The sequence below is a fragment of the Ruminococcus sp. OA3 genome (genome assembly GCF_022440845.1).
In the GTDB taxonomy this organism is placed as follows: domain Bacteria; phylum Bacillota; class Clostridia; order Lachnospirales; family Lachnospiraceae; genus Ruminococcus_G.
Genome location: NZ_JAKNTO010000001.1, coordinates 850,018 through 872,434, shown reverse-complemented (window position 1 = coordinate 872,434; position 22,417 = coordinate 850,018). Strand labels below are relative to the sequence as shown.

Below are 22,417 nucleotides of genomic sequence, written 5' to 3'. Positions count from 1 at the left end.
CACATGTGTCAGATATACTGTTTGCTCCACTCCTCAAATGCCGATATGGGAAGAGGCTTTGAAAATATATATCCCTGTACCATATCACAATGTACAGACCTCAGATACTCCAGCTGCTCCGGGGTTTCGATCCCCTCTGCAACCGTCTGCACCTCCAGCTTGCCGGCAAGCTCGATCAGACAGCTAATAATCTCCTGTCCTCTTTCGTCGGAAATATTCATGAAAAATGAACGATCCAGTTTCAGCGTATCCACGTCAAATTCTTTCAGAAGCCCCAGCGAAGAAAAGCCGGAGCCAAAGTCATCAAGAGAACACAGAAATCCCATTCTGTGCATATGGCGGATGCTTTCCTGTACCGTTTTAATTCTTTGAGTATCAAAAAAAATAGACTCTGTCAGTTCAAATTCAATCATTCCGGGCAAAATCTCATACTCATGCGCAATTTCAGCAAATTCTTCCAGAAAACCGGCATTCAAAAAGTGCAGCCTGGAAAGATTGACGGATATGGGCACAGGCTTTTTCCCTTCCTTTATCCAACTGTTCAGAAGCATACAGACCTCTTTAAACACATAGAAGTCCAATGTGCATATTTTATCGCTGCGTTCAAAAATCGGAATAAACTCTGCCGGGGAAATCATGCCTCTCTGCGGATGATTCCACCGAACCAGTGCCTCGGCACCTTCCAGCCGATTCTCCCCCAAGCCTATTTTAGGCTGAAGGTATATCTCAAAATGGTGTTCTGAAACAGAACGCTCAAACAACTCGTTGAGTTCATGTTCTTTCCTCAGTTTATCCGTAAAGCTGTTGTCATAGAAAGAACATTCCTGCTGCATTCCCGGACTCTGATTCTGATAAGCGGTCCTTGCCCGATCCTGGAGAAGCATGATCTCCATTCCAGGATCCTCCACAAGACAGGCTCCCTGTTTAAATGAGAACTGATAACAGGGCAGATCAACGCCGTGAAAAGAATTAATATCCTCAATGATCACACCCAGTTTTGCTTTGATCGCCTCGGGGGCGTGTTCTTTTATGCAGAGAAAAAAATGATCCGACTCGCTGCGCGCTGCAAACTCATTCTTCTCCGCTCTCATATGATGTTCCAGTACCCGGCAGACATAGCGCAGGATATCATTGCCGACACTGATTCCAAACCGTTCGTTGATCATCTTGAACCCCTTCACATTGAGCAGGACGATCGTATAAGTACAGGGTTTTATTTCATGCGATATTTCCCGGAATTTCATTTGAAAAGCTGCGTTGTTCATTCCTCCCGTTACAGGGTCAGTAAATGCAGCCCGTTCAAGCTTTTTCCGGTAATCGTTATAAAAGCGAAAAACCGCAAATAAAAACATGGAGAAAAAGGCTATCGTAACTCCCACGATGATGAACGACTGGTAGATATATCTGTCAGCACCTCCGGATATGATATCGGCCGGAATAATGGTAAGCAGTATCCAGTCATTGATCCCAAGCCCATTATACGCTAAAAAAAGCTCCTCATGTGTGACAGCTGTGAACTTCAGCATACCATCCTGCCCGGCACGCATTTTCTCCTGCATCTCCCGGATCCCGGCAGCCACTTTCTCATCTGATTCGAAAATATCTTCCAGTTGCATAAATGGATTTAAATCTTCGGGTGAAATCACAACCTGACCATCACTGTCGATAATACAGCTCAATGCATTTCCATTAAAACTTTTCGATGCGATCATCCGCTGCATATTTTCCTTACTGCGGCCACCAATCAATACTCCTGTCACCTGACCATTTTCATAGACCGGAACAGAGTAAACGATAATTTCGCCGCCCAGGTAGCTGGCACAGACTTCTCCCTCAAATGAAGACTGCACGCTCTCCATCTGTAATAGCATCTCTTGTTCCCGCTTGCCAGAGAATAATTCAGATTCCGAGGAAACGGTATTACCGTTGCGGTCCAGCACTACCAGAGGGTCAAACTCCTGAATATGCGCTTTTCTGTTCAGAAATTCCTTCAGCTCTTCTCTGTCCTGTCCACTGTCAAACCGTGAAACCGAATCAGACAACTCTTCAAGATCTGTCATCTTATGCTGTATGGTGCCCTGTATATCCCCTGACATCTGTGTAGTTACGTCATTCAGATATTCCTTTGTACTGTCGTTCAGTACAATACGAAGCTGCGCCGCATTCCAGATCGAGGCAGTAAAAACCATAATTAAAATTATGGACAATAATCCGATCTGTGCGCCCCGGACAATAAATGCCTTTTGCTTTTTCATAGTCTAACAATCTCCATTTTATATGAAATTCAGTCTCTTTGCACTACCTTTTATTACGATAACTATATTTTAATTTATAAAAATCGAAAAAACAATTATATATTTGTGTACGTTTGCATATAGCTTGCCCCATTTTATGATATAATGAGCGTCAGTGAGGAAAGCGTGTCCGCACGTTTGACGAAGGGAGGATCTGTATCTTGGAAAAAAAGAGAACCTTATTTCATTATCTGTACCAAAATCTTAGTTATCAGATCACAACCGGGTATCTGCCGCATGGTGCAGCTCTGCCCTCGATCAATCAGCTCTGTCAGATTTATCATGTAGGAATCCGTACGGTAAAAGATGTGCTCGCCGCCCTGAAATCTGAAGGCCTCATTTGTTCCCAAGAGCGGAAGCCTACCGTTGTTATTTACAGACCTCCTGACGGAGATTCTGCTTTGAGCCCCACCAGGAATATTTTGGAGCAGAAAGATTCTATCCTGGATGTCTACGAAACGATCACTCTTTTAATGCCCCGCCTTTTTTCTTTTTCAGCCCTCTCCTGCGGGGATGAAGTACTCAGTCCACACTTTCATTCGCTCACCCGGTGTAAGCCTGAATGCAGTGCGCAGAGATGGCACATATGTTCATCGCTGCTTCACGATATGCTGGATTCCACGGGAAACCTGTTATTCCGCGACATTTTTACAAGTCTCGAACTGCACGCACGGGTCCCGTTCTTCCTGAACAGCAAGGAAGCAATGTCTGTCATCGCAGATTATACGGACGGCGCACGCACGCAGTGGGTAATGGATTCATTAAAAGAAAAAGACCCGGGTGAAATCCAGGCACGTTTTAGCTCCATTTACTGCGGAATGCAAAATGCCATAGCCCGGTACTTGAACACGCTGTCACAAACTCCGGACATAAAACCATCACAAAAAAACAATTGCTTTTTCTGGAATGCAGAAACCGGGCGGGACCATTATTACATGCAGATCACACGGGATCTGATCGACAAGATCGGAATTGGCCTATACAAAGACGGGGAATTCCTGCCGCCGCAAGCTGAGCTTGCCCTGCAGTACAATGTCTCTGTCTCGACGATACGCAAAGCCATGTCAACATTGAATGAACTCGGTTTTGCGGAAACCTTTAACGCAAAAGGGACACAGGTCACGCTGTTCAACGGCCAGGCAACCTGTTCCTGCATGAAAAACAGGACCTACAAAAATGACACCCTTCTGTATCTTAGTGCACTGCAGTTTATGGCGATCGCCATACAACCGGCCGTGCGACTTGCATTTCCTCATATCGAGAGGAGCACATGGGATGCCATGCGGCAGAGGTTTGGACAGCCTGACATCATCCCCCTTGATCACATCCTTCAGTGTATAACAGAACAACTGCCCCTTCAGCCTTTATGCCTCCTCCTCCAGGAGACGAATAAATTACTGCATTGGGGATATTATTATTCCTTTTATCTGGATGGAAATCGTTCTTCCAATACATTGAATCAGATGTGCCTGCAGGCGTTAGACCTGCTGAATACAAAGGGTGCCGAAGCCTTTTCCAGGCAGCTTTCTTTATGTTACTGCCACGTTTTTGAATTTGTACGCGATTTTATGGTTGGCCGGGGCCTCCCTGAAGCCAGGTCTCTGGTCACGCCGGACCCCGGATTATAGAAGCCGCACCGGCCTCACATCTGAATGTTTGTGACCGCTGATGACCACAATTAATTGAAAAATTACAGTATTTTAGTTATTCTATGTCATAATGGGCAGGAGGAAAAGTAGTGAAGAATAAAGACACTCGTTTTTCTTATGTATACAACGATCTGAAGGGCAGAATCAAAAGCGGACAATTGCAGCAGGGAAAACATCTGCCTTCAGGCAGGCAGCTCTGTAAAAACTACCAGGTCAGCATCCGCACTGTCTCGGAGGTCTTAAATGCATTGAAGCAGGATGGGTTTATCCGTATTGAGCCCCGCACTGCACCATTGGTGTGCTACGAGCACCCGGACAGAAGTTCTTCTGCCATGATAAAATCTGTACTGTCACAGCGCGACGGGATTTTGCAGATCTACCAGACAATGGTATTGCTGATTCCTCCGCTGATCGCTTTTTCAGCGGAGGGATGTGCCGTCAAAGAACAGCCCCATTACAGGCAGCTTTTAAAATCAGGACTCTTGCAGCCGACTATCAGCGAATGGCGCACCGTCTCTGACCTGTTCAAGGACGTTCTCTGCTCCAGCGGCAATTCACTGTTTGGCGATGTCTATGCAGCATTTGAACTGTACAGCCAGATGAGCTTTTTCACAGAAGAACAGCAGGCTTTCACAGACATCTCCTTCTCAGGACTTGCCCCCCGCATGATCCCGCTGATTAATTTATTGTGCACAAACGATCCGGACCAGATCCACGGCCCATTCAACCAGCTGTACGAGGACACGGCCAGATTAACCGCCAGATGCCTGAAACAGCTGGAAACCCGGTTTCCGGACTGTCCCAAGCAGGATACTCCGGTCTTTGCCTGGAGCGCACTGCGCGGTCAGGATTACTATTACACGCGTATCGTCCGCGATCTGATAAATAAAATCGGAACCGGCTTTTATCCGGCAAATGCCTATATTCCACATGAAGCAGAACTTGCACGCCAATATGGGGTGTCCGTCTTTACGATTCGCAAAGCCCTTACCGAGACTGCACGTTTAGGCTTCAGCAAGACGTTGAACTCCAGGGGAACCGTCGCCCTGATTCCGAACGATTCCGTTGTATTCCGTCCTCTGCAGAATCAAACAAGCAAGCGGACCACCCTTCTGTATCTGTACGCACTTCAGTTCCTTGTATTTGCCATACGTCCGGCTGCCACATGCGCCGCACCTCATATTACACCCCAGGACCTGGAGGCGGTCGCTCACAGGTTTAAAGAACCTGATAACATTCCTCTCGCAGATATTCTGCAGCTCATTCTGGACCGGCTGAATCTGCATCCCTTAAAAGTAATTCTGGGAGAGCTGGGAAATCTCTCACACTTCGGATTCTATTTTGCATTTTACCGCAGCAAACATGACAGTACCAGCCTGATAAATGAAAAAAGTCTCCGCGCGTTTGACTGCCTGCATACGGGTGACGTGGAGGGCTTTGCGAACGGCCTTTCTGAATGTTACAGTCATATACTGCGTGTTGTCCGGCGTTTTGTTATAGAAAAATACAGCCTTTATGAGGCGAAATATCTGAGAATCCCGGATATTTCTTTTATAACATCTTTAAATGATACTATAGAATAACGTTTTTTCACAGAAAATACATATAAATTTCTGTTTCAGGTGCTATAATATAGAGGTGCATACAGAACTTTGCTTTAAAGAGCTCATAACTACACCTGTAGAGAGAGTTCTTTTTGTTTTTTGTTATGTGCGGTAACATATCACATGATTACAGGAGGTATCAGATATGACTACATTGAAAGCAGAAAAAAGAAACCCGGAAATAAAAGCAAAGAAATTAAGACGTGAAGGCTTCGCTCCTGGCGTACTGTTCGGAAAGGGAATGGATGAATCCGTTCCGCTTCAGTTTGCCGAAGCAGACGTACTGCAGTTTATCAAAAAAAATGGGGAGGGTTCTCAGGTAATTCTGGACCTTGGAAGTGAAAAGACGAATGCTGTCGTCAAAAGTATTGATTATAATTCAATGAAAAAACAGGTCATGGCATTTGACCTTCAGGCATTAGTCCACGGTGAGGTGATTTCTACTTCCGTGCAGGTGAAACTGGAAAATTCAGACTGTGTACAGGGTATAGTGGAACAGGATCTTTCCGAAATCAGCTACAAGGCTGACCCGTCCAATCTTCTGGATACGATCATTATTGATTTTGAAAAACTCGCACCTGAGATAAAAGTCATGCATGTAAAAGACCTGGTATTGCCGGAAAATAAAGATGTTCAGTTCATAACACCGGAAGACGCCATGATTTTCCATATTTCAGATTATGTTAAGAACACAGAAGCTGAAGAGAGCGAAGTTAACGAAGCTGAAGACTGACCATAACATTTTACAGAGCAGTGATATAAAAAAGACCAGAGACAGATAGATACTGTCTCTGGTCTTTTTATGTTCAGACCCTGAACCGGTCATAAGAATCATAACAATCCAGACACAGGATCTGATCTCCTTCGAGACGCATCATATTCTCAGACGCCGTCTCACCGCAGCAGCTGCAGGTCAGAGACCTGAAGATTCTCGCTTTTTCCGGGAGTGGGATCGCAGTCTCTTTTACATCAAACAGTTCTTCCGGCCCATGCCCCTGATAATATGCAAAAGATTCCTCCCTGGTCATCCCTTCCGGGCGGGGTTTCAGCACAAGGCGGACGGATTTTCCGGTGTTTCTGTTGTAGAAGGAAAATGCCTGTTTCCCCCTCATGTGAAACAGCAGATTACCCTTGCCGGCACTGCAGCCCAGTATTACCTGAATCGCATCAATGCCGCAGGCATCATTTTCAGCTATACATACTACCTGCTCATCCTCAGAGATGCAGCATGATTTCTCACCGTTGCCAGGAGCAAGCTCTAATAGCCTGATCGCATACATTGCCGCCTTGTATCCGATCGTCAGTCCGCCGCATTCGTGGCCGTGAAATGCCACGCAGGTTTCCCATATTTTTTTGTCCATATCACGTTTCCCCTAAGTCTTTCATTTTCAAACTTGTTTTTTATTATACCACGTCAGTTCATAAATGCTATTAAGTTTTAATATTTTCTACAAATCTCTTCCCTCATAATCTGCGTCCAGCGGATCAGATTATCGGGATTATTCCCAATGGTGTGGTTATCCTTCATAACAAATTCACAGATACCGCCAAATGTTTCCTCGACTGCTCTGCGGCACTCATTTCTTACATGCTCCTCATTCATGGTTGACATGGCAAGCGGTGTCGGTTTTAATTTCACACTGGCCACATATTGTTTACCAAGAAGCTCTGGGACCAGGTGGTACTTTGCCCACGGAGATACGGATACATGACGCAGATTTGGAATCTGTTTTAAATATTCCCATCTCACATCGAAAGGTTCGCAGCAACCATAATGGGCAAGCCCAAAGCGTTCAGCCAGACGAATAAAATGTGGCAGTACGTACTCCCCAAACATATCCGGATTTACAGATACCGTTTCCTGTGCCTGGAGTGTCAGCCACATATCTGTGGTCCGCACTTTTCCGGCAAAATCTGAAGCAGGCAGATCAGTGGTATAACCCTGTCCCCCAGTCCCCAGGTATGTATCATCGTTATTCAAAGATAATAAGCCCTGTTCCTTCAGCCAGTCAAATCTTTTGATAACTCCATCCGTCAAAAATTGCATCATGCGGTTCACCCATTCCGGGTCTGTCACAAAATCACACATAAAATCTTCCATACCACGCAGTTCAACATAATTGCACAGGAACGAATCATCCCAGTGCCACTTCATGGAAAATCTGCAGTTTAAAATATCCCCGAATACATCTTTCGCACATTCCATGATCTGAAAACTTTTTTCTCTGTCAATTGTCAATTTTGGAAAATGCAGCTTTTCAAAATCCTCTTCATAATTTTCAATTGCAGCCAGGACATGATAGGCTCCGCCCTTCATATCCGCATATTCAATGACAGGGTTGATACCAAAGCCATCATCCGTCCAATACCACGGTACATTAAAATCCTTTGTGATAACCGTATCATCCTTAATAACTTCCGCCGAATATATTTTTTTCCTGAGCAGATTTTCCCAGGTTCTCGCAAGTGGATCCCTGCAAAAAATAACCTCATCCGTCATGATTTCATTCCAGCCATTTTCCGGATCCACAAATATAACGGGGGTACTGCTCTTCAAATCATGATTCTCAGTCCACAATTTTTTTTTCAGTTTCATGGCATCCGTTTCCGCTATATACGCCACTTTTTCAGCCAACTGCCGCAGAATTGACTTTTCCTCGTCAGAAAACTTTAACTCCGTCTGCATTTTTGCCACTTCCGGATGCTTGTAAAGGAACTGCTCTCTGAAAAGTTCTTCTCCTCTTTTAGACGTTTCTGTACCGTTGCTCATTTTTTAACTTCCTTTCTTTACTTTTACTCAAAAATATAACATTTTTATCTTTTTCCAAATTGCAAGTCAGAAGCAGATAATGACTGTACATTTTTGATTTTCATGATAAAATACTCTTATACCTGTGTTTTAAAACAGTATAAAATATTTGGAAGCCTAATTCATCATACGCTACTTACTATTTATATACATTTTTTGACCTTTCAGGAGGTACTATGCCAACTTATAAACTTCAACCAATTGCTAAGGAAGCCGGAATCATCGAAAAAAAAGGGATTTATTTTCATGATCCTTCTGATTTTGCAAGAATGCACCTGTTTTATCCTTTTTTCGGAGCGGTCTATACCTGTGTTCCCCCTTACCGGGTCAGCAGACCAAACGATTATCCTCAGTTTTATTTAATACTGTACGTCCTCGAAGGAGAACTTCATGTACAGTATGACGGCAGGCACCAGACAGCCAGAACCGACGACGTTGTTTTTTTTGACTGCAGCCGCCCCCACCAATATTGGGCAGAAAAGCAGGTAACGTTCCAGTGGCTTCACTTTGAAGGTGGTCTTACCCCTCTTTATTGCGATCTTCTATCACAGGATGGAGTCTGTCATTCCGGAAAATCTGAGATTTCATTGCTGCTTGGAGATATTTTGAATCACATTAAAAATAAAGAAATCAGCGAACACCGCCTGTCCTCTTATATCTATGATATCCTGACCAGATTAACTGTACAAAATCCGTCCAGAGAATCATCTTCCATCCGGTCTGCTGTCCGCTACATGTCACAGTATTACCGGAAGGCTCCTTCCATTGAGGAAATAGCGAATCATGTTTCTCTGAATCCACAGTATTTTTCCAGGCTTTTTAAACGGCAGATGGGTTCTTCCCCACACAGCTATCTTTTATCACTTCAGCTGCAGAATGCCAAAACACTGCTCATCGAATCCACACTCAATATACAGCAAATCTCCGAAGAATGCGGATTTACGAGCAGCACGCACTTTATACGGGCATTTAAGTCTAAAAATTTAGTCACACCGATGGTATTTCGCAAATATTATAATGTTGCAGGATTTGAAAACTAAAAAGGCTCTTTATCAACCTGTCGTTTAGTAATTACGCCCATATTAAAGAGACAGGGCTCGCACCCTGTCTCTTCACTATCTTTTGAACTAAAGTAATAACTGCTCTTCAACAGTCTTAACTACGCATTTGTAATAATCCGAAGCACTCTCCTAAGCTTCAAAATAAGCAGGAAAATTTTTCTGTATCATCTCATAATCAACTCCCGTATGATCATGATGAACATCTAATATTTCAAGCAGTTTCTTTTCATCTCCGGAAGCGATGGAATCCAGGATTTCGCAGTGCTGCTGATAGGAGTTTTCCAGTTTCCCATCCAGCTGAAGATCCAGGATCACGAAGCGGTTGTAATGTGCCCTGGATGTAGAGATAATGTCCCATATCAGTTCGTGTTTTCCATAGGCAAACAATGCCTTATGAAATTCCTGATCCTTTTTCAGATACTCTATCACATTTTTTTTCTTGACCGCAGCACGCATAAAATATAATATCTCATCCACCGCGTCGTGCAGGTCCACCTTCTCCCTGCACAGCGTCAGACAAATCTCCGTATCCAGAATGTGTCTCATATATGCCACTTCATTTGCAAATGCAAAGTCAATCCTGGAGACATACGTCCCCTTCTGAGGATAAATATCAATGAGTGTCTCACTAGACAGACGGATCAGTGCCTCCCGGATAGGAGTTCTGCTTACCCCCAGTTCAGATGCCAGCTCCTGCTCATTGATCGTTGAACCGGGCATTAACGACAGATACTGTATTGCATTTTTTAATGTTTGGTAGACATCGACCTTATTTCCCGTATATATTTTTTCTAATTCCATTTTGTACGCCTTTCTTCATTTTGATTCATAAACCAAAATTTTCCCGCCCCACGCCTTATATACTAATATAATAGATTAATTCATTTCTGTCAACCATATATTCCAGAATACTACATAAGCAATACAAACTCAATATCGAAAGTCATTCATTTGATGTCCTTGTCTCCGGCCGTATGACTGCCCTCCAGCAGCGTGCCGACCGAGTCTGTCAAAAAGACAGAGAAAGCGATGGCACCCGCTATCAGCAGCGCTTCCAGGAGATATTCTTTGGCGAGCAGGTCGTTATCCGTCATCAGGTAATATACCGACCGGTACATTGCCACTCCCGGTACGATGGGAAGAATGCCTGGAATGAAAAACACCGTCACCGGCGCTCTCCTGAACCGTGCCATGATTCTGGAATAGACAGAGACCACGCACGCAGACAGAAAGCTGGAAAATACGGTGCTCCCTGTAAGGTTCCATACGAACAGGTATGAAGCCCAGCAGATAGCTCCTGCAATGCCTGCCGGCATGACCTGCTTTTTCGGTACTTCCAGAAGAACGCAGAATGCAGTAACTGCCGCCAGTGCATATATACTCTGCAGTAACATTTACAAACCTCCGCCATTTAAGGCTCTGTATAGAAAAATTATGATGCCTACCCCGAGAGCCGCTGAAAACGCTTTGACAAATGCCTCCAGAATGCGGGCACACCCCGAGACGAAGTCACCCTGCAGTGTATCTCTCGCAGCATTCGTAATGGCGACACCCGGTACAAGAGGCATCATGGTCCCGATGATAATAAGATTCGCATCGCGGACCGCGGGCAGAAAGTGGAAAAAGCTGACGGCAACTGCCGATGAAGCCATCGCTGCACACATTTCCACAATGAACGCATGCAGCGGCGTACACCTGCCGGCCCGCAGACAGAGTTCCAGCACGGCGCCGCACAGACCCGCGGCAGCGGCATCCAATGCCGTCCCGCCAAGAAGCGCCGTGAAGGATGCTGTTATGATGATCATACACAGAAAATTAAGTTTTCCGGAATACAGCTTCTCACCCCGGATGTGCTGCAGCAATATCCATACCTGTTCCAGAGAGATCTTTTCTTCGCAGTAGTCTCTCGACACCTGATTAACACGGCAGATCTTATTCAGGTTTGTCCCCTTGCTTTTTATTCTCCGGGCTGCCGTCACAGGATCCATGCCGACTGCTGCAGCTGTCGCCACAAAACTGGTGCTCAAGACGACCGTCTCTGCATGTGATATGGAAGCTGCAGTATAGAGCATGCGGTTGATGGTGTCTTCTACCCGGCAGGCCTCGGCTCCGTTTTCGAGCATGATCTCTCCTGCCAGCGCCGCCGTCTCCATTAACATTCGGTAATCTATACGCATTACAGACTCATTTGTATCATTCATCATATTATTTTTCATTTTATTTTAAAGGATACCCACGCGCTCCCCGGGTTTAGCACAGCCGTCCAGATATGTTTTAATTACATTACAGGTATTCATTCCCAGCAGACTGCTGTCCACACACAGCTGATAGTTTTCCGCTTTTCCCCATTCACGCCCTGTATAATGCTGATAATACAGGCTTCGGCGTTTGTCCATCTCACTTACCATCTGCCACTGCTTGATCTGATCCGTATCCTTTCCCGCCGGTGCATTCTCTCGCAGAGCCTTCTTGACAGCTGAACTGCTGATAAACACATTTACCACATTGTCAAAATCGCGCAGCACATAGTCTGCACACCGGCCTACAATGACAAACGGGCCCTGAAGTGCCAGGTTGCGGATCGTCTGCGACTGAAGCAGAAACAGCCTGTCATTCTGATTGCCTGGATCAAGCAGGGTAAGTGAAAGCTGATAAGCGCTCAGTTCCGCATTGAGCTGCTCAAAGGTAGCTTCGTCCAGTCCGCTCTCCTTAGCTGCCAGGGATATCAGCTGCTTATCATAAAACGGAATGCCCAGTTCCCTGGCAAGACGTTTGCCGATATCATGGCCGCCGCTTCCATATTCCCGGCTGATCGTGATAATAGCGTTTGTTTTTGCCGTATCTGAAGATGCGGCAAAGACCGGTTCCTTCTGACCTGCCTGCGGCGTTTTTTGCTTAACCACCGCTTTTTCAGAATATTTTCCAATCTGCAGTTCTCCGATAATGCCTGAATACTCCTTGTCCAGTTTATAACGCCACAGCAGAACTGCCAGCAGCCCCCAGGCCACAAAGGGCAGCAGGAGGTACAGAGAAGAAATGGCACTGTGTGCGGAAGCCGTCTGATATACTGCTGATTTCCCGTCAAACCCTGCGGCTTCCAGTACAAAGCCGATCCCCGCACTTGTCAGACCTCCTCCTATCTTATATCCAACAGTTGCCGCACTGAACAGGAGACCTTCTGTACGCACTCCCGTACGCCAGTGACCGTACTCGATCGCATCCGCCATCATGGCGTAGACTGTTGCCCCGATCGGTCCCACACCCGCCCCCTTCAACGCTGCCCCGATCAGCACAAAGGTCAGATTCTGCGGGCTGATCAGCATGATCGCCGCACCGCTCAATGAGACGATCGCCCCGGCCAGAGACAGGTTGCGTTTTCCAAATTTCTTGATAAAGGGAGCGATGGCAATCGTCACAAGAATGGAAGGCAGTTTTTCCACAATTGAAATAATACTCATCAGTTCATTATTGCCCAGCTGATACTGAGAATAGTAAGTCAGCATCGTACCGTTTAATGTTGTATACACCGACCATCCGAAAAACATCAGGGTTACCATCCACCAGTACTTATTGCTCAGCATACAGCGGAAGCTCATTCCCATCGATACCTTTTCATCGTCCGGTACTGCCGGTATATGTACGCGCTCCTTACATCCGAAAAAGCAGACCATCAGTAAGATCATTGCAATCACCGCATAAATGACAGTGACTGTAACCCATGCCTTCTGGTCCCCGCCCAGGCGGTTGATAAGCGGCAGTGTCAGGGCTGTTACAACCAGATTGCCGGCCGGCGCCATGGACATCCTGAACACATTCAGCAGTGAACGTTCATTCTGGTCACGGGTCATCAGGGCTGCCAGGGTACCGTAAGGCAGATTGAGCGCGGTATAGACGATGGTGACCGCAAAGTTATAGGTGATAAATACATAGATAGCCTGTACTACCGTAGTCGCATCAGCCGGAACCATAAACATAAGTACTGCCGACAGCCCGTAAGGAACCGTCATCCAGAGTACCCACGCCCTCGCTTTTCCAAACCGGGATTTTGTCTTATCTACCAGAAGGCCGATGATAACGTCAGAAGCTCCGTCAAAGAGCCTTGAAAGCATCAGGATTGTTCCCACCAGGGCCGCTGACATGCCGATGACATTTGTATAAAAATAAGTAGCCAGTGACATCGTCAGCGCAAATACAACGTTACATGCAACGTCTCCGGAACCATATGCCACTTTCTCGCCTATGCGAATCTTAACCGCATCATTCTGCCGGTTTTCCACTGTGTTTTTCATGTATTGCTCCTCCATATCTTTTTAATTTTTGTCATTTTACATCAGCTGTCCCTTAAGGAATTCTATTGCCTCCGCAATATTCTCCTGTTGGCAGACCAGAAAACTGTGGTTTTCATTTTGCACCGTACGTACAGCCAACCCGGGAATTGACAGTGCTTCCATGCGCGGTCCAAATCCCGGATCAATGACCGGATCTGCAGTCCCCAGGCACAGCAGCACCGGTTTAGCGCTTTCTCTGATCGCCTGCTCCACAGAAAGATTCTCTGCATCCCGAAGAAAATGGGGACCCATGTCAAATTCCACGCCCGCATATTCATGATGAACTGTTTCCCCGTCTCTGAGTTTTTCCCAGTTCTCATCTCCCATGATTCTGCTGAATACCTCAACCGGATACAGAACGGGCGCCCAGCCTACCGCTGTTTTTACTCTGTTTTCTTTAAGCGACAGCAGTGCGGCTCCCGCACCCATGCTGATCCCCATAGCTGCCATCCTCCCGGCATCTACCTCCGGCTGCTTTGCAGCAAAGTCAAACGCTGCCAGCATATCATCCCGCCATCCTCCGAGACACGTATGTTCTGCAAAATCACCGTCACTTTCACCGGACCCGACACAGTCAGTCCGCAGAACATAGAATCCGGCTTCACTGGCCTTTTTGCCAAACGACTCAAACAAACCATGTTCACTGCAGTTTCCCGTAAACCCATGGCATAACACAATTGCAGGTGCTCTGTCGGGCGTCTTTGGTATATGTGCCCAGCCGTGTACTTTATGATGTCTGCTGATAAAAGATATTTGTCGTTCCATCATCAAACTCCTTCCTTCATGTCTTTATTAATATATTAGTATATTATTATATCAGCGTCAAGGATACGAATGAGAATAAAATAATTTAGGCATTATAACCAATTTGATCCGGGTATTTTTAATGAAATCGCCAAAGCAAAACAGCAGGCATCAGGAAGCCTTAACGCCTGATACCCGCCGCAGTTTTTTATATCTGCATTATTTCTTTTTATTCGATGTAGAATCAATAACCACAGCCGCAAGTATGATAAGTCCCTTAAATATAAGCTGCATGTTAGATGAGACATTCAGCAGCGACAGCATATTGTTCAGGACACCGATCAGCAGTACGCCTATGATCGTTCCCGTTAATTTACCGCTGCCGCCTGACATACTGGTACCTCCGATGACAACCGCTGCGATCGCATCCAGTTCATAGTTCGTCCCGATCAGCGGCGAACCCGTTCCAAGACGCGCAGCTGTCATAATCCCGCCGAGGGATGCCATCACTGCACAGATCACGTAGCTGAAGATTACCGTCTTATTGACATTGATACCGGAAAGCCTCGCGGCCAGAATATTGCCGCCGGAAGCATATACATTTTTGCCGAACACAGTAGCCCTCAGGACGAAGATAAACGCCATAAGCAAAACCGCTGTGATCGCCACCAGAATTGACAGGCCTTCCACCTGACCCGTGATGCAGGCAGCATATCCAAGAATTGCAAATGCAAAGACTTTGAGGACGGCACTCATGCCCTTTTTCTTTTTGATATCCCGAATGAGGGAGTACGCGATATAAACACCCATCAGTGCAAAAATCACGACGCATACAGGAAACGGAATATTCCCGCTTCCGAGTTTTGTAACAGCTTTGCTGCTGATGGACACAGCGGTGCTGCCTGTAACTGTCAGCGCAATGCCACGGCAGATCGTCTGTCCCGCCAGTGTGACAATAAACGCCGGTATTCCCAGTTTCGTGATAAACCATCCATAGAGGCTGCCAAGAACACACCCGAATAACAGGATAATGAACGCAGCCGGAAAAAAGCCGAGTGTCGGTATCAGATAAGCAAACAGCACACCCGTCAGTGCGACAACAGCACCAGGGGACAGATCGATCCCCCCTAAAAGAATGACAAACTGCATACCGATGGCGAGAACTCCCTGAACGGCTATCTGCTTGGCAACATTCATAATGTTGATCGGATATAAGAATGTACTGCTCAGTACCGCTGATACGATCAACAGAATAATAAGTCCAATTGCTGAGGCATAATTCTGCCATTTGAATTTGTTTTCTTTTACCATCACCTTATCCATTACATTTTCCCTCCATCGCATACCTTACTAAGATTTCTTCTGTGGCGTCACGGACGAATATTTCACCCGCAATCTGTCCTTCTCTCATGACCATGACCCGGTCACTGATTCCCAAAACCTCCGGGAGTTCTGAGGAGACGACTATGATACCGACTCCCTTGTCCGCCAGCTCCTGCAAAATGTGGTAAATCTCTTTTTTAGCACCGACGTCTATGCCTCTCGTAGGCTCATCCAGAATCAGGATTCTTGGATTCGTCAGCAGCCACTTGCTGAGGACTACTTTCTGCTGATTCCCTCCGGATAAGCTGCTCACAGCTGTATCCAGGCTGCTGAGTTTGATCCTCAGCTTATGTACCATACTCTGCGCGGCTTCTCTTTCCTTTTCCGAATCCCTTTTGAAAAATTTCCCGACATAACTCTTGATAGAGGCCAATATAATATTATCCAAAATGCTGTGTATCGTAATCAGGCCTGAATTTCTTCTGTCCTCCGTAAGGAGCGCAATGCCTGTACGAATCGCATCACTTGTTGTATTTATCTTAATTTTTTTTCCATCCAGATATATTTCTCCTTCGCTGGGGACATAATTCCCTTCAAATATTGAAGTCACCAGCTCCGTTCTTCCTGCTCCCATCAGACCGTATATTCCCAGGATTTCACCTGATCTCAAAGTCAGGTTTGCATTATCCACAACCTTTTTGGCACTGCCCTTTTCTTTATACACGGACCAGTTTTTTATCTCCAGGACCGGCTTCTCAGAGAGGTATTCCATGTTTGTCTTCGGCGCAAACATATCTTCCAGTTTTCTTCCGATCATCCAGCTGATCAATGTATCTTTGGTAACCTCAGAAGTGTTGCCCTCATTCACATATTTGCCGTCTTTTAGAATAACAACGCGGTTACAGATCTGATATATTTCATCCATCTTGTGCGTCACATAAATCATCGTTATCTCTTCTTTTTTCAGCCTTCTCATCACCTCAAACAAAGTTTCAACCTCACTGTTGGTCAGGGAACTCGTCGCTTCATCAAAAATGATCGTATGCGGATTCCTGGAAATAGCTTTTGCTATCTCCACCATCTGCTGCATGCTGATTGATAAATCCCCCAGCTTCTTCCCGGGTTCTATCTCAACCCCCAGGCGCTGCATCGCGTTTCTTGCTACTTTTTCCATCGTCTCGAAATCAATCCTGCCCCCTCTGTGGGGCATATTTCCAAGACTGATATTTTCTGCCACTGTCATCTCGTCCACGAGATTCAGTTCCTGATGCACCATTACCACACCAGATTTCTCCGCATCCAGCGTATTAGAAAATTTAACTTCTTTTCCCTCTATTTTTATAACACCATCATATGACCCATGAGGGTAGACACCCACAAACACCTTACCCAGAGTAGATTTACCGGCACCGTTTTCACCGCACAGGGCAACAATGTCTCCTTTGTTGATTGCAAGACTGACAGAATCAAGAGCAACTGTGCCGGGAAATTTTTTTGTAATGCCTTCAAATTCGATAAACGACATATCTTTATCATCCTCTCTTATCAACCACTTAGTGTATTTTGGAGATGTATCTGATCCCGACACATCTCCAATCTGTAAATATCACTATTCAAATAAATCCGGATAGCGGCCGGCACTGAACGCTTTCACATTATCGGCATTCACCATAGTGGTCGGGGCATACCACACGTTAATCCCGTCTATCTCCTTTGTGTCCGGAATTGTCTCGCCGTCTGCCAGCATCCGGGCAGCCTCAACCAGAAATCTTCCCTGCGCCTCCGTACCTTTATCGACCGTCATGACATTATAACCATCCAGAATATATTTTACCATTTCCTCTTCATGGTCTCCGCCTATAAACCACATGTTATCAACTAATCCGGCGTTTTCAGCTGCTTTGAGAGCCCCCATGGTAATCTGGTCATTGTTTCCGAACACCGCCTGAATATTTCCGTTATTTGTGGAGATTGCATCCTCCATATAGGACATACCTTTATCACGCGCCCAGTCCATGCATGACTGTTCATAGACAAGTGTCAGATTCTCATATTCTGCAACCTGATCCCTCACGCCTGCAGAGATGGATTCTGCTACTTCGTCTCCCTGTGTACCGCTTAACAGTACGACATTTGCAGGTTCTGTCGTTCCCCATTTTTTAATAAATTCATCGACCTGCTGGACACCTACCTGATAGGAGTCGGCCGTCACCCATAAGTCGGGAGTAAAATTATCGATTCGTGCCTCAATAATGATGACCGGTATCCCCTGATTCTGAGCATCTGTAACCGTCTCTGACATGGATTTCTGATCCGCTGCTTCTACAATCAGCACGTCCGTCCCCGATGCGATCATATTCTCAATCTGACTTTTCTGTACACTTACATCGATATTACAATCCTGCCAGGAAAGGTCAATCCCCAGCTTATCCGCCTCCTCCTGCGCATTGTCCCTCATAACAATATATACGGAATCCCGAAGAGTTCTGGTGGCAGCGCCTACTTTTAGAGCTCCGCCTTCTGACGCTCCCCCCTCTTTTGGCTTCCTGGCATCTTCTGTTGTGCCTGCATCCGCTGCTGCACCTGCCTTGTCATCTGCTGCTCCACACCCTGCCAGTGTTGTGAGGATCATTGACGCCGCCAGCAGACCTGCTATCAGAGTTCTTTTTTTCATATTGCTTCCTCCCTTGCTCCATCCGGTATACGACCAGATTGATATATTAGTATTTTACCTGATGCTTACATTATAGTAATATTAACTAATTATTACAAGGTGACTGTATTCACTTTAGGGTAGACCGTATTTATACATCACTCCTTCTTCCGAAAAAGGATCTCCCTTCCGCAGATCGCGGTTAGTACGACCATCCCTCCGGCAACAGTGAAAATACTGGGTCTTTCTCCGTAAAAGATCATTACCCAGACCGGGCTCAGGATGGGTTCCAGGACTGTAATGACCGTTGCCTCCAGCGCTGCAACCCGGGGAATTGCCATCGTATAGAGTACATACGCCAGACCCAGCTGAAAAAATCCCAGAAACAGGATCAGCCCCGTGTTCACAGGTGAAAATTCAAGCTGCCCCATAAACGGCAGCATCAGCAGAAAGGTAAGAATATTCCCCCAGAACACATTTTCGGCAGGTGCACGGTTTCCTCCTTTACGCATAAATACATTCATCGCCCCATAGCATACACCGGACAGCAGTGCCAGCAGATTCCCAACCATCCGTCCGCCCGTCAGCCCATCATATAAAAAAAGGACAAGTCCCGATAAGACCAGTAAGATCGTAATGATATCTTTCCTGCGCACCGGTTCCTTCAATACCAGATACCCCAGGACTGCAGAGTAGACGGGAGCTGTATATTGCAGCAGTATTGCATTGGCCGCAGTCGTCAGCTTGGTGGAAGTCACAATCAGGGTAACCAGCCCTGCATAACACAGGACAGCAGCCATCTGATGTGGACTGCGCGGCAAATGCGGACGCCTGACAACCGCCAGCATGACTGCCGCCGCGAGCAGGCTGCGCAGCCCGGCAATTGCGCATCCATTCCATGACATCAGCTTAATTCCGATGCCAGAAAAGCTCCATAATATGGAAGTGATGACCAGCAGCAGTACGGCCCGTCTATGGTTTATCGTTTTATTCATCGCATTATTCCTTTTCTTTCACGGTCGACTGCGTGCCAACCCCTGAAACACTGTTTATCTCATGAGCTGTCCGCCGTTGACATCCAGTGTCACTCCTGTCAGATAGGAGGCTCTGTCGCAGGCGAGAAAGCAGACTGCATGGGCAACTTCCTCTGGAGAAGCGGCACGTCCCAGCGGAATATTGTCTGATGGTATCCCCTCTTCACGTGACATGGGTGTGTCTACCGTTCCGGGCGAAACAGCATTGACGGTAATACCATGTGCAGCGCCCCGCAGAGCAAATGATTTGGTCAGCGCCAGCAGTCCGCCTTTCGATGCCGCATAGTGAATGCCGGAGTACAGCGCACCGCGCTCCCCCGCTATCGAAGAGATATTGACAATACGGCCATATCCCCTGCTTTTCATAAGCCCGAATGCATCACGGCACAATAAAAACGGGCCTTTCAGATTAACATCCATCATCCGATCCCATTCATCCATATTTATCTCATCCATCGTATGGGTATTTGAGATCCCTGCATTGTTGACCAGCACATCCAGCCGGCCATAATCTCGTATGATCTTCTCCATCATGGCATCTACCTGCGTGGCGTCCCCGACATCACAGCTGATAAAATCTCCCGTTTGATCAGACGCCTTAATCAACCCGAGAGTCTTTTCAGCACCTGAACGTGACCGGCAGACCACGATGACATGATCTCCCCCCCGGGCGAGTTCAACCGCAACAGCCTGTCCGATGCCCCCTCCCGCCCCTGTCACCAGCGCGATCCTCTTGTTTTCTTTCATAATCCTCTCCTCTCCATCGGTGCCGGGCGCTCACACGTCGTTGTAAGTGTTACGGTTCTTTTCAGCGTACTGCTGTCCAGGAAAGCGTGCATGATCTCCAATACATGAACCGCAACCGTATCCGCGGCGCGATGTGGTTTATTCTGCTCTATGCTCTGTGCCATCTCTGCCAGACCGATTCCGCGGTTGTTCTCAGTATAAGCAAAGTTTACGGGTACTTTGTTAAAATTCTCCTCTCCCGCCTTCAGCACCTCAATCTCGCCGCCGAACCCGTCCGGGTCCGGCGCCCGCAGTGTCCCTTCCGTGCCGTAAATCTCGATGAACGGATGTCCGTGTCCCCATATGTCAAAGCTGATTGTCACAGTCACAAGAACTCCACTCTGAAATTTCAACACACCGGTCACATGTGTGGGTGTGCCTACTTCAAAGGACTCATTAACATGCGGCCCCGGACAGGTACAGGTCCGCCTCTCAAATCCCTTTCCAGCCATTGCAGTAACCGAATCAGCCGGTCCAAACAGAGTGACAAGTGCCGTAAAATAGTATGGCCCGTAATCGAAGACCGGTCCTGCTCCATACTGGTAAAGAAATTCGGGATTCGGATGCTCATGCTCCGGACCGTGCCATCCGAAAAACACATGAGCTGAGAGTGGTTTCCCGATGATTCCGCTGTCCAGGAGCTGCCTGCTGGTCTGCACAGCGCCGCCCAGTACCGTGTCAGGTGCACATCCCAGACGGACCCCCTGCTTTTCGGCGAGCAATTGCAGTTCCTTTGCCTGCTCAGTCTCCAGGCAGATCGGTTTCTCCGAGTAAACATGTTTGCCTGCGAGAAGCGCCCTCCGGGTGATCTCATAATGTGCATCCGGAGTTGTCAGATTTAAAATCAGCTGAATCTCCGGGTTTTGCAGCAGTTCATCCACAGAGCAGGCCAGAATGCCATACCGCCTGGCAGCTTCCCGTGCACTCTTCCTATGACGCGATGCACACGCTATAATATCCGTCTGGGGAAACAGTGTCGTTAAGTTTCTGATATAAATATCACTGACATTGCCGCACCCTATAATGCCTACACCAGTCCGTTCCATAAAAGTTACCCCCTTTAGAATGTGATGACGCCCTTAATATAGTCATCTGTATGATTATGTGCGATCATCAGCATATCCTGAATTTTATGGTAATCCATAATATGTGTGACCAGTTTTCGCTGATCGAAGACACCGGCTTTTACGAGGTTTGCGGTTTTTGCCGCCTGAAGAGGAAAATGCGGGTCTCTCGCATCCGAAGTATTAACAATTTCTATCCCGCGCAGATGCCACGGCGTACAGTTGATTGTGCGTTCTCCGCGATGCCACGCAAAATTTGAGATCGTGCCGCATGTTCTGACCAGATCGCAGGCCAGCTGCAGACCGGGCTGTGAACCGGAACATTCCACCACGAGATCAATGCCGCCCTTCTTTATCATGTCTTCTATAGCCGCCTTGCCCTCAGGGGAATCTGACAGATAACATTCATCCGCTCCGCATTCCCGGGCAATCTCCAGTTTCTTCGGATCAATATCAAAACAAATCAGCCTTCCAATCAGGCTCCGCCTGAATGCCTGTACGTTCAGGAGCCCCATATAGCCGCAGCCGATCACCGCCACATCGTCCCCGGGATGAACATCAATGCAGTTGATTCCGCTGATGACACACGCTGCAGGTTCACAGACATAATACGGGAAATCTTTCTCTTCAATCAGAGGCAGATGTGCCGCTTTTTCTGAAGAGATATTAATCATCTGGGCAAGTTCAGGTCCGCCTTCAATGCAAAAAACCTGGTCGCCTGCCTTAAATCCCGTAACTCCCTCACCGACCGCTGCAACCACGCCCACGGCCTCATGTCCGAACCGAAAAGGGAACGGCTCTGTCATATCTCTGCCTAGAAATAAATATGAATCCCAGGCACAGATACCGCAGGCCTTAACTTCAATCTGCAGTTCGCCAAGCCCGGGGGCATCCAACTCTACTTTTCTGATGTCTGTCTGCTTTTCCGAAACGATATAACATGCATCCACTGTCCTCATTTAATATCCTCCTTCTTTCCATCCGGCAATATAAATTGCTCTTAGTATATTAATATATCTTTACTTTTACATTGTATTAAGATTTTTCACCTTTAACAAGAAGGCTGTA

At 46.7% G+C, this 22,417-nt stretch carries 19 protein-coding genes; 4 read left to right on the top strand and 15 right to left on the bottom strand.

Going from position 1 to position 22,417, the window contains the following annotated elements; genetic code table 11:
• Positions 1-8: 8 nt before the first annotated feature.
• Entirely contained in the window at positions 9-2,255 is a 2,247-nt protein-coding gene (locus tag MCG98_RS04025; RefSeq protein WP_240300547.1) for a GGDEF domain-containing protein, read from the bottom strand.
• Between the two features lie 200 nt (positions 2,256-2,455).
• Here MCG98_RS04025 and MCG98_RS04020 point away from each other — a divergent pair, with 200 nt between their 5' ends.
• The 3 genes from MCG98_RS04020 (at position 2,456) to MCG98_RS04010 (ending at position 6,280) form a co-directional block, all read left to right on the top strand.
• The gene (locus tag MCG98_RS04020) at positions 2,456-3,922 is read left to right on the top strand and encodes a GntR family transcriptional regulator (protein WP_240300546.1); all 1,467 of its coding nucleotides are present in this window, start codon (positions 2,456-2,458) and stop codon (positions 3,920-3,922) included.
• Positions 3,923-4,032: 110 nt separating this feature from the next.
• Entirely contained in the window at positions 4,033-5,526 is a 1,494-nt protein-coding gene (locus tag MCG98_RS04015) for a GntR family transcriptional regulator (protein ID WP_240300545.1), read from the top strand.
• 166 nt (positions 5,527-5,692) lie between these two features.
• Positions 5,693-6,280, top strand: coding sequence for a 50S ribosomal protein L25 (locus tag MCG98_RS04010; RefSeq protein WP_240300544.1), 588 nt, complete (start codon positions 5,693-5,695; stop codon positions 6,278-6,280).
• A gap of 73 nt (positions 6,281-6,353) precedes the next feature.
• On the opposite strand, the gene MCG98_RS04005 is transcribed toward MCG98_RS04010, so the two are convergent.
• On the bottom strand, positions 6,354-6,908 hold the full coding sequence (locus MCG98_RS04005; RefSeq protein ID WP_240300543.1) for an FmdE family protein: 555 nt from the start codon (positions 6,906-6,908) through the stop codon (positions 6,354-6,356).
• 77 nt (positions 6,909-6,985) lie between these two features.
• Positions 6,986-8,317: a hypothetical protein gene (locus MCG98_RS04000; protein WP_240300542.1), complete on the bottom strand. Its 1,332-nt coding sequence runs from the start codon at positions 8,315-8,317 to the stop codon at positions 6,986-6,988.
• A gap of 215 nt (positions 8,318-8,532) precedes the next feature.
• On the opposite strand from MCG98_RS04000, the gene MCG98_RS03995 reads away from it, so the two are divergent.
• Entirely contained in the window at positions 8,533-9,396 is an 864-nt protein-coding gene (locus MCG98_RS03995) for an AraC family transcriptional regulator (protein ID WP_240300541.1), read from the top strand.
• 150 nt (positions 9,397-9,546) lie between these two features.
• Here MCG98_RS03995 and MCG98_RS03990 read toward each other — a convergent pair whose 3' ends face one another.
• The 12 genes from MCG98_RS03990 to MCG98_RS03935 form a co-directional block, all read right to left on the bottom strand.
• Complete coding sequence (locus tag MCG98_RS03990) at positions 9,547-10,218, bottom strand: GntR family transcriptional regulator (protein WP_240300540.1); 672 nt, start codon at positions 10,216-10,218, stop codon at positions 9,547-9,549.
• 146 nt (positions 10,219-10,364) lie between these two features.
• Positions 10,365-10,811 carry a threonine/serine exporter family protein gene (locus MCG98_RS03985; RefSeq protein WP_240300539.1) on the bottom strand — a complete coding sequence of 149 codons (447 nt, stop codon included), beginning with the start codon at positions 10,809-10,811 and terminating at the stop codon, positions 10,365-10,367.
• Positions 10,812-11,621 (bottom strand): threonine/serine exporter family protein, encoded by an 810-nt coding sequence (locus tag MCG98_RS03980; RefSeq protein ID WP_240300538.1) that lies wholly within the window; start codon positions 11,619-11,621, stop codon positions 10,812-10,814.
• Positions 11,622-11,639: 18 nt separating this feature from the next.
• On the bottom strand, positions 11,640-13,706 hold the full coding sequence (locus tag MCG98_RS03975; RefSeq protein ID WP_240300537.1) for a cytidylate kinase family protein: 2,067 nt from the start codon (positions 13,704-13,706) through the stop codon (positions 11,640-11,642).
• 36 nt (positions 13,707-13,742) lie between these two features.
• Entirely contained in the window at positions 13,743-14,513 is a 771-nt protein-coding gene (locus MCG98_RS03970; RefSeq protein WP_240300536.1) for an alpha/beta fold hydrolase, read from the bottom strand.
• A 195-nt stretch (positions 14,514-14,708) separates the two neighbouring features.
• The gene (locus MCG98_RS03965) at positions 14,709-15,812 is read right to left on the bottom strand and encodes a ribose ABC transporter permease (protein WP_240300535.1); all 1,104 of its coding nucleotides are present in this window, start codon (positions 15,810-15,812) and stop codon (positions 14,709-14,711) included.
• A complete protein-coding gene (locus MCG98_RS03960; RefSeq protein ID WP_240300534.1) occupies positions 15,805-17,337 on the bottom strand; it encodes a sugar ABC transporter ATP-binding protein in 1,533 nt (510 codons plus the stop codon). The genes MCG98_RS03965 and MCG98_RS03960 overlap by 8 nt, the downstream gene beginning before the upstream one ends.
• An 84-nt stretch (positions 17,338-17,421) precedes the next feature.
• Entirely contained in the window at positions 17,422-18,486 is a 1,065-nt protein-coding gene (locus tag MCG98_RS03955; RefSeq protein ID WP_240300533.1) for a substrate-binding domain-containing protein, read from the bottom strand.
• Positions 18,487-18,623: 137 nt separating this feature from the next.
• Entirely contained in the window at positions 18,624-19,460 is an 837-nt protein-coding gene (locus MCG98_RS03950) for an EamA family transporter (RefSeq protein ID WP_240300532.1), read from the bottom strand.
• 54 nt (positions 19,461-19,514) lie between these two features.
• Positions 19,515-20,246, bottom strand: coding sequence for an SDR family NAD(P)-dependent oxidoreductase (locus MCG98_RS03945; protein ID WP_240300531.1), 732 nt, complete (start codon positions 20,244-20,246; stop codon positions 19,515-19,517).
• Positions 20,243-21,331: a Gfo/Idh/MocA family oxidoreductase gene (locus MCG98_RS03940; protein ID WP_240300530.1), complete on the bottom strand. Its 1,089-nt coding sequence runs from the start codon at positions 21,329-21,331 to the stop codon at positions 20,243-20,245. The genes MCG98_RS03945 and MCG98_RS03940 overlap by 4 nt, the downstream gene beginning before the upstream one ends.
• 14 nt (positions 21,332-21,345) lie before the next feature.
• Positions 21,346-22,308 (bottom strand): zinc-binding dehydrogenase, encoded by a 963-nt coding sequence (locus tag MCG98_RS03935; RefSeq protein ID WP_240300529.1) that lies wholly within the window; start codon positions 22,306-22,308, stop codon positions 21,346-21,348.
• Positions 22,309-22,417: the final 109 nt, after the last annotated feature.

What these genes read in the sequence shown, in the direction of transcription:
- MCG98_RS03955 (WP_240300533.1), bottom strand. Translation starts at nt 18,486, where the DNA reads ATGAAAAAAAGAACTCTGATAGCAGGTCTGCTGGCGGCGTCAATGATC.
- MCG98_RS03975 (WP_240300537.1), bottom strand. Translation starts at nt 13,706, where the DNA reads ATGAAAAACACAGTGGAAAACCGGCAGAATGATGCGGTTAAGATTCGC.
- MCG98_RS03960 (WP_240300534.1), bottom strand. Translation starts at nt 17,337, where the DNA reads ATGTCGTTTATCGAATTTGAAGGCATTACAAAAAAATTTCCCGGCACA.
- MCG98_RS03935 (WP_240300529.1), bottom strand. Translation starts at nt 22,308, where the DNA reads ATGAGGACAGTGGATGCATGTTATATCGTTTCGGAAAAGCAGACAGAC.
- MCG98_RS04005 (WP_240300543.1), bottom strand. Translation starts at nt 6,908, where the DNA reads ATGGACAAAAAAATATGGGAAACCTGCGTGGCATTTCACGGCCACGAA.
- MCG98_RS04000 (WP_240300542.1), bottom strand. Translation starts at nt 8,317, where the DNA reads ATGAGCAACGGTACAGAAACGTCTAAAAGAGGAGAAGAACTTTTCAGA.
- MCG98_RS04010 (WP_240300544.1), top strand. Translation starts at nt 5,693, where the DNA reads ATGACTACATTGAAAGCAGAAAAAAGAAACCCGGAAATAAAAGCAAAG.
- MCG98_RS03965 (WP_240300535.1), bottom strand. Translation starts at nt 15,812, where the DNA reads ATGGATAAGGTGATGGTAAAAGAAAACAAATTCAAATGGCAGAATTAT.
- MCG98_RS03950 (WP_240300532.1), bottom strand. Translation starts at nt 19,460, where the DNA reads ATGAATAAAACGATAAACCATAGACGGGCCGTACTGCTGCTGGTCATC.
- MCG98_RS03995 (WP_240300541.1), top strand. Translation starts at nt 8,533, where the DNA reads ATGCCAACTTATAAACTTCAACCAATTGCTAAGGAAGCCGGAATCATC.
- MCG98_RS03980 (WP_240300538.1), bottom strand. Translation starts at nt 11,621, where the DNA reads ATGATGAATGATACAAATGAGTCTGTAATGCGTATAGATTACCGAATG.
- MCG98_RS03985 (WP_240300539.1), bottom strand. Translation starts at nt 10,811, where the DNA reads ATGTTACTGCAGAGTATATATGCACTGGCGGCAGTTACTGCATTCTGC.
- MCG98_RS03945 (WP_240300531.1), bottom strand. Translation starts at nt 20,246, where the DNA reads ATGAAAGAAAACAAGAGGATCGCGCTGGTGACAGGGGCGGGAGGGGGC.
- MCG98_RS03940 (WP_240300530.1), bottom strand. Translation starts at nt 21,331, where the DNA reads ATGGAACGGACTGGTGTAGGCATTATAGGGTGCGGCAATGTCAGTGAT.
- MCG98_RS03970 (WP_240300536.1), bottom strand. Translation starts at nt 14,513, where the DNA reads ATGATGGAACGACAAATATCTTTTATCAGCAGACATCATAAAGTACAC.
- MCG98_RS03990 (WP_240300540.1), bottom strand. Translation starts at nt 10,218, where the DNA reads ATGGAATTAGAAAAAATATATACGGGAAATAAGGTCGATGTCTACCAA.
- MCG98_RS04025 (WP_240300547.1), bottom strand. Translation starts at nt 2,255, where the DNA reads ATGAAAAAGCAAAAGGCATTTATTGTCCGGGGCGCACAGATCGGATTA.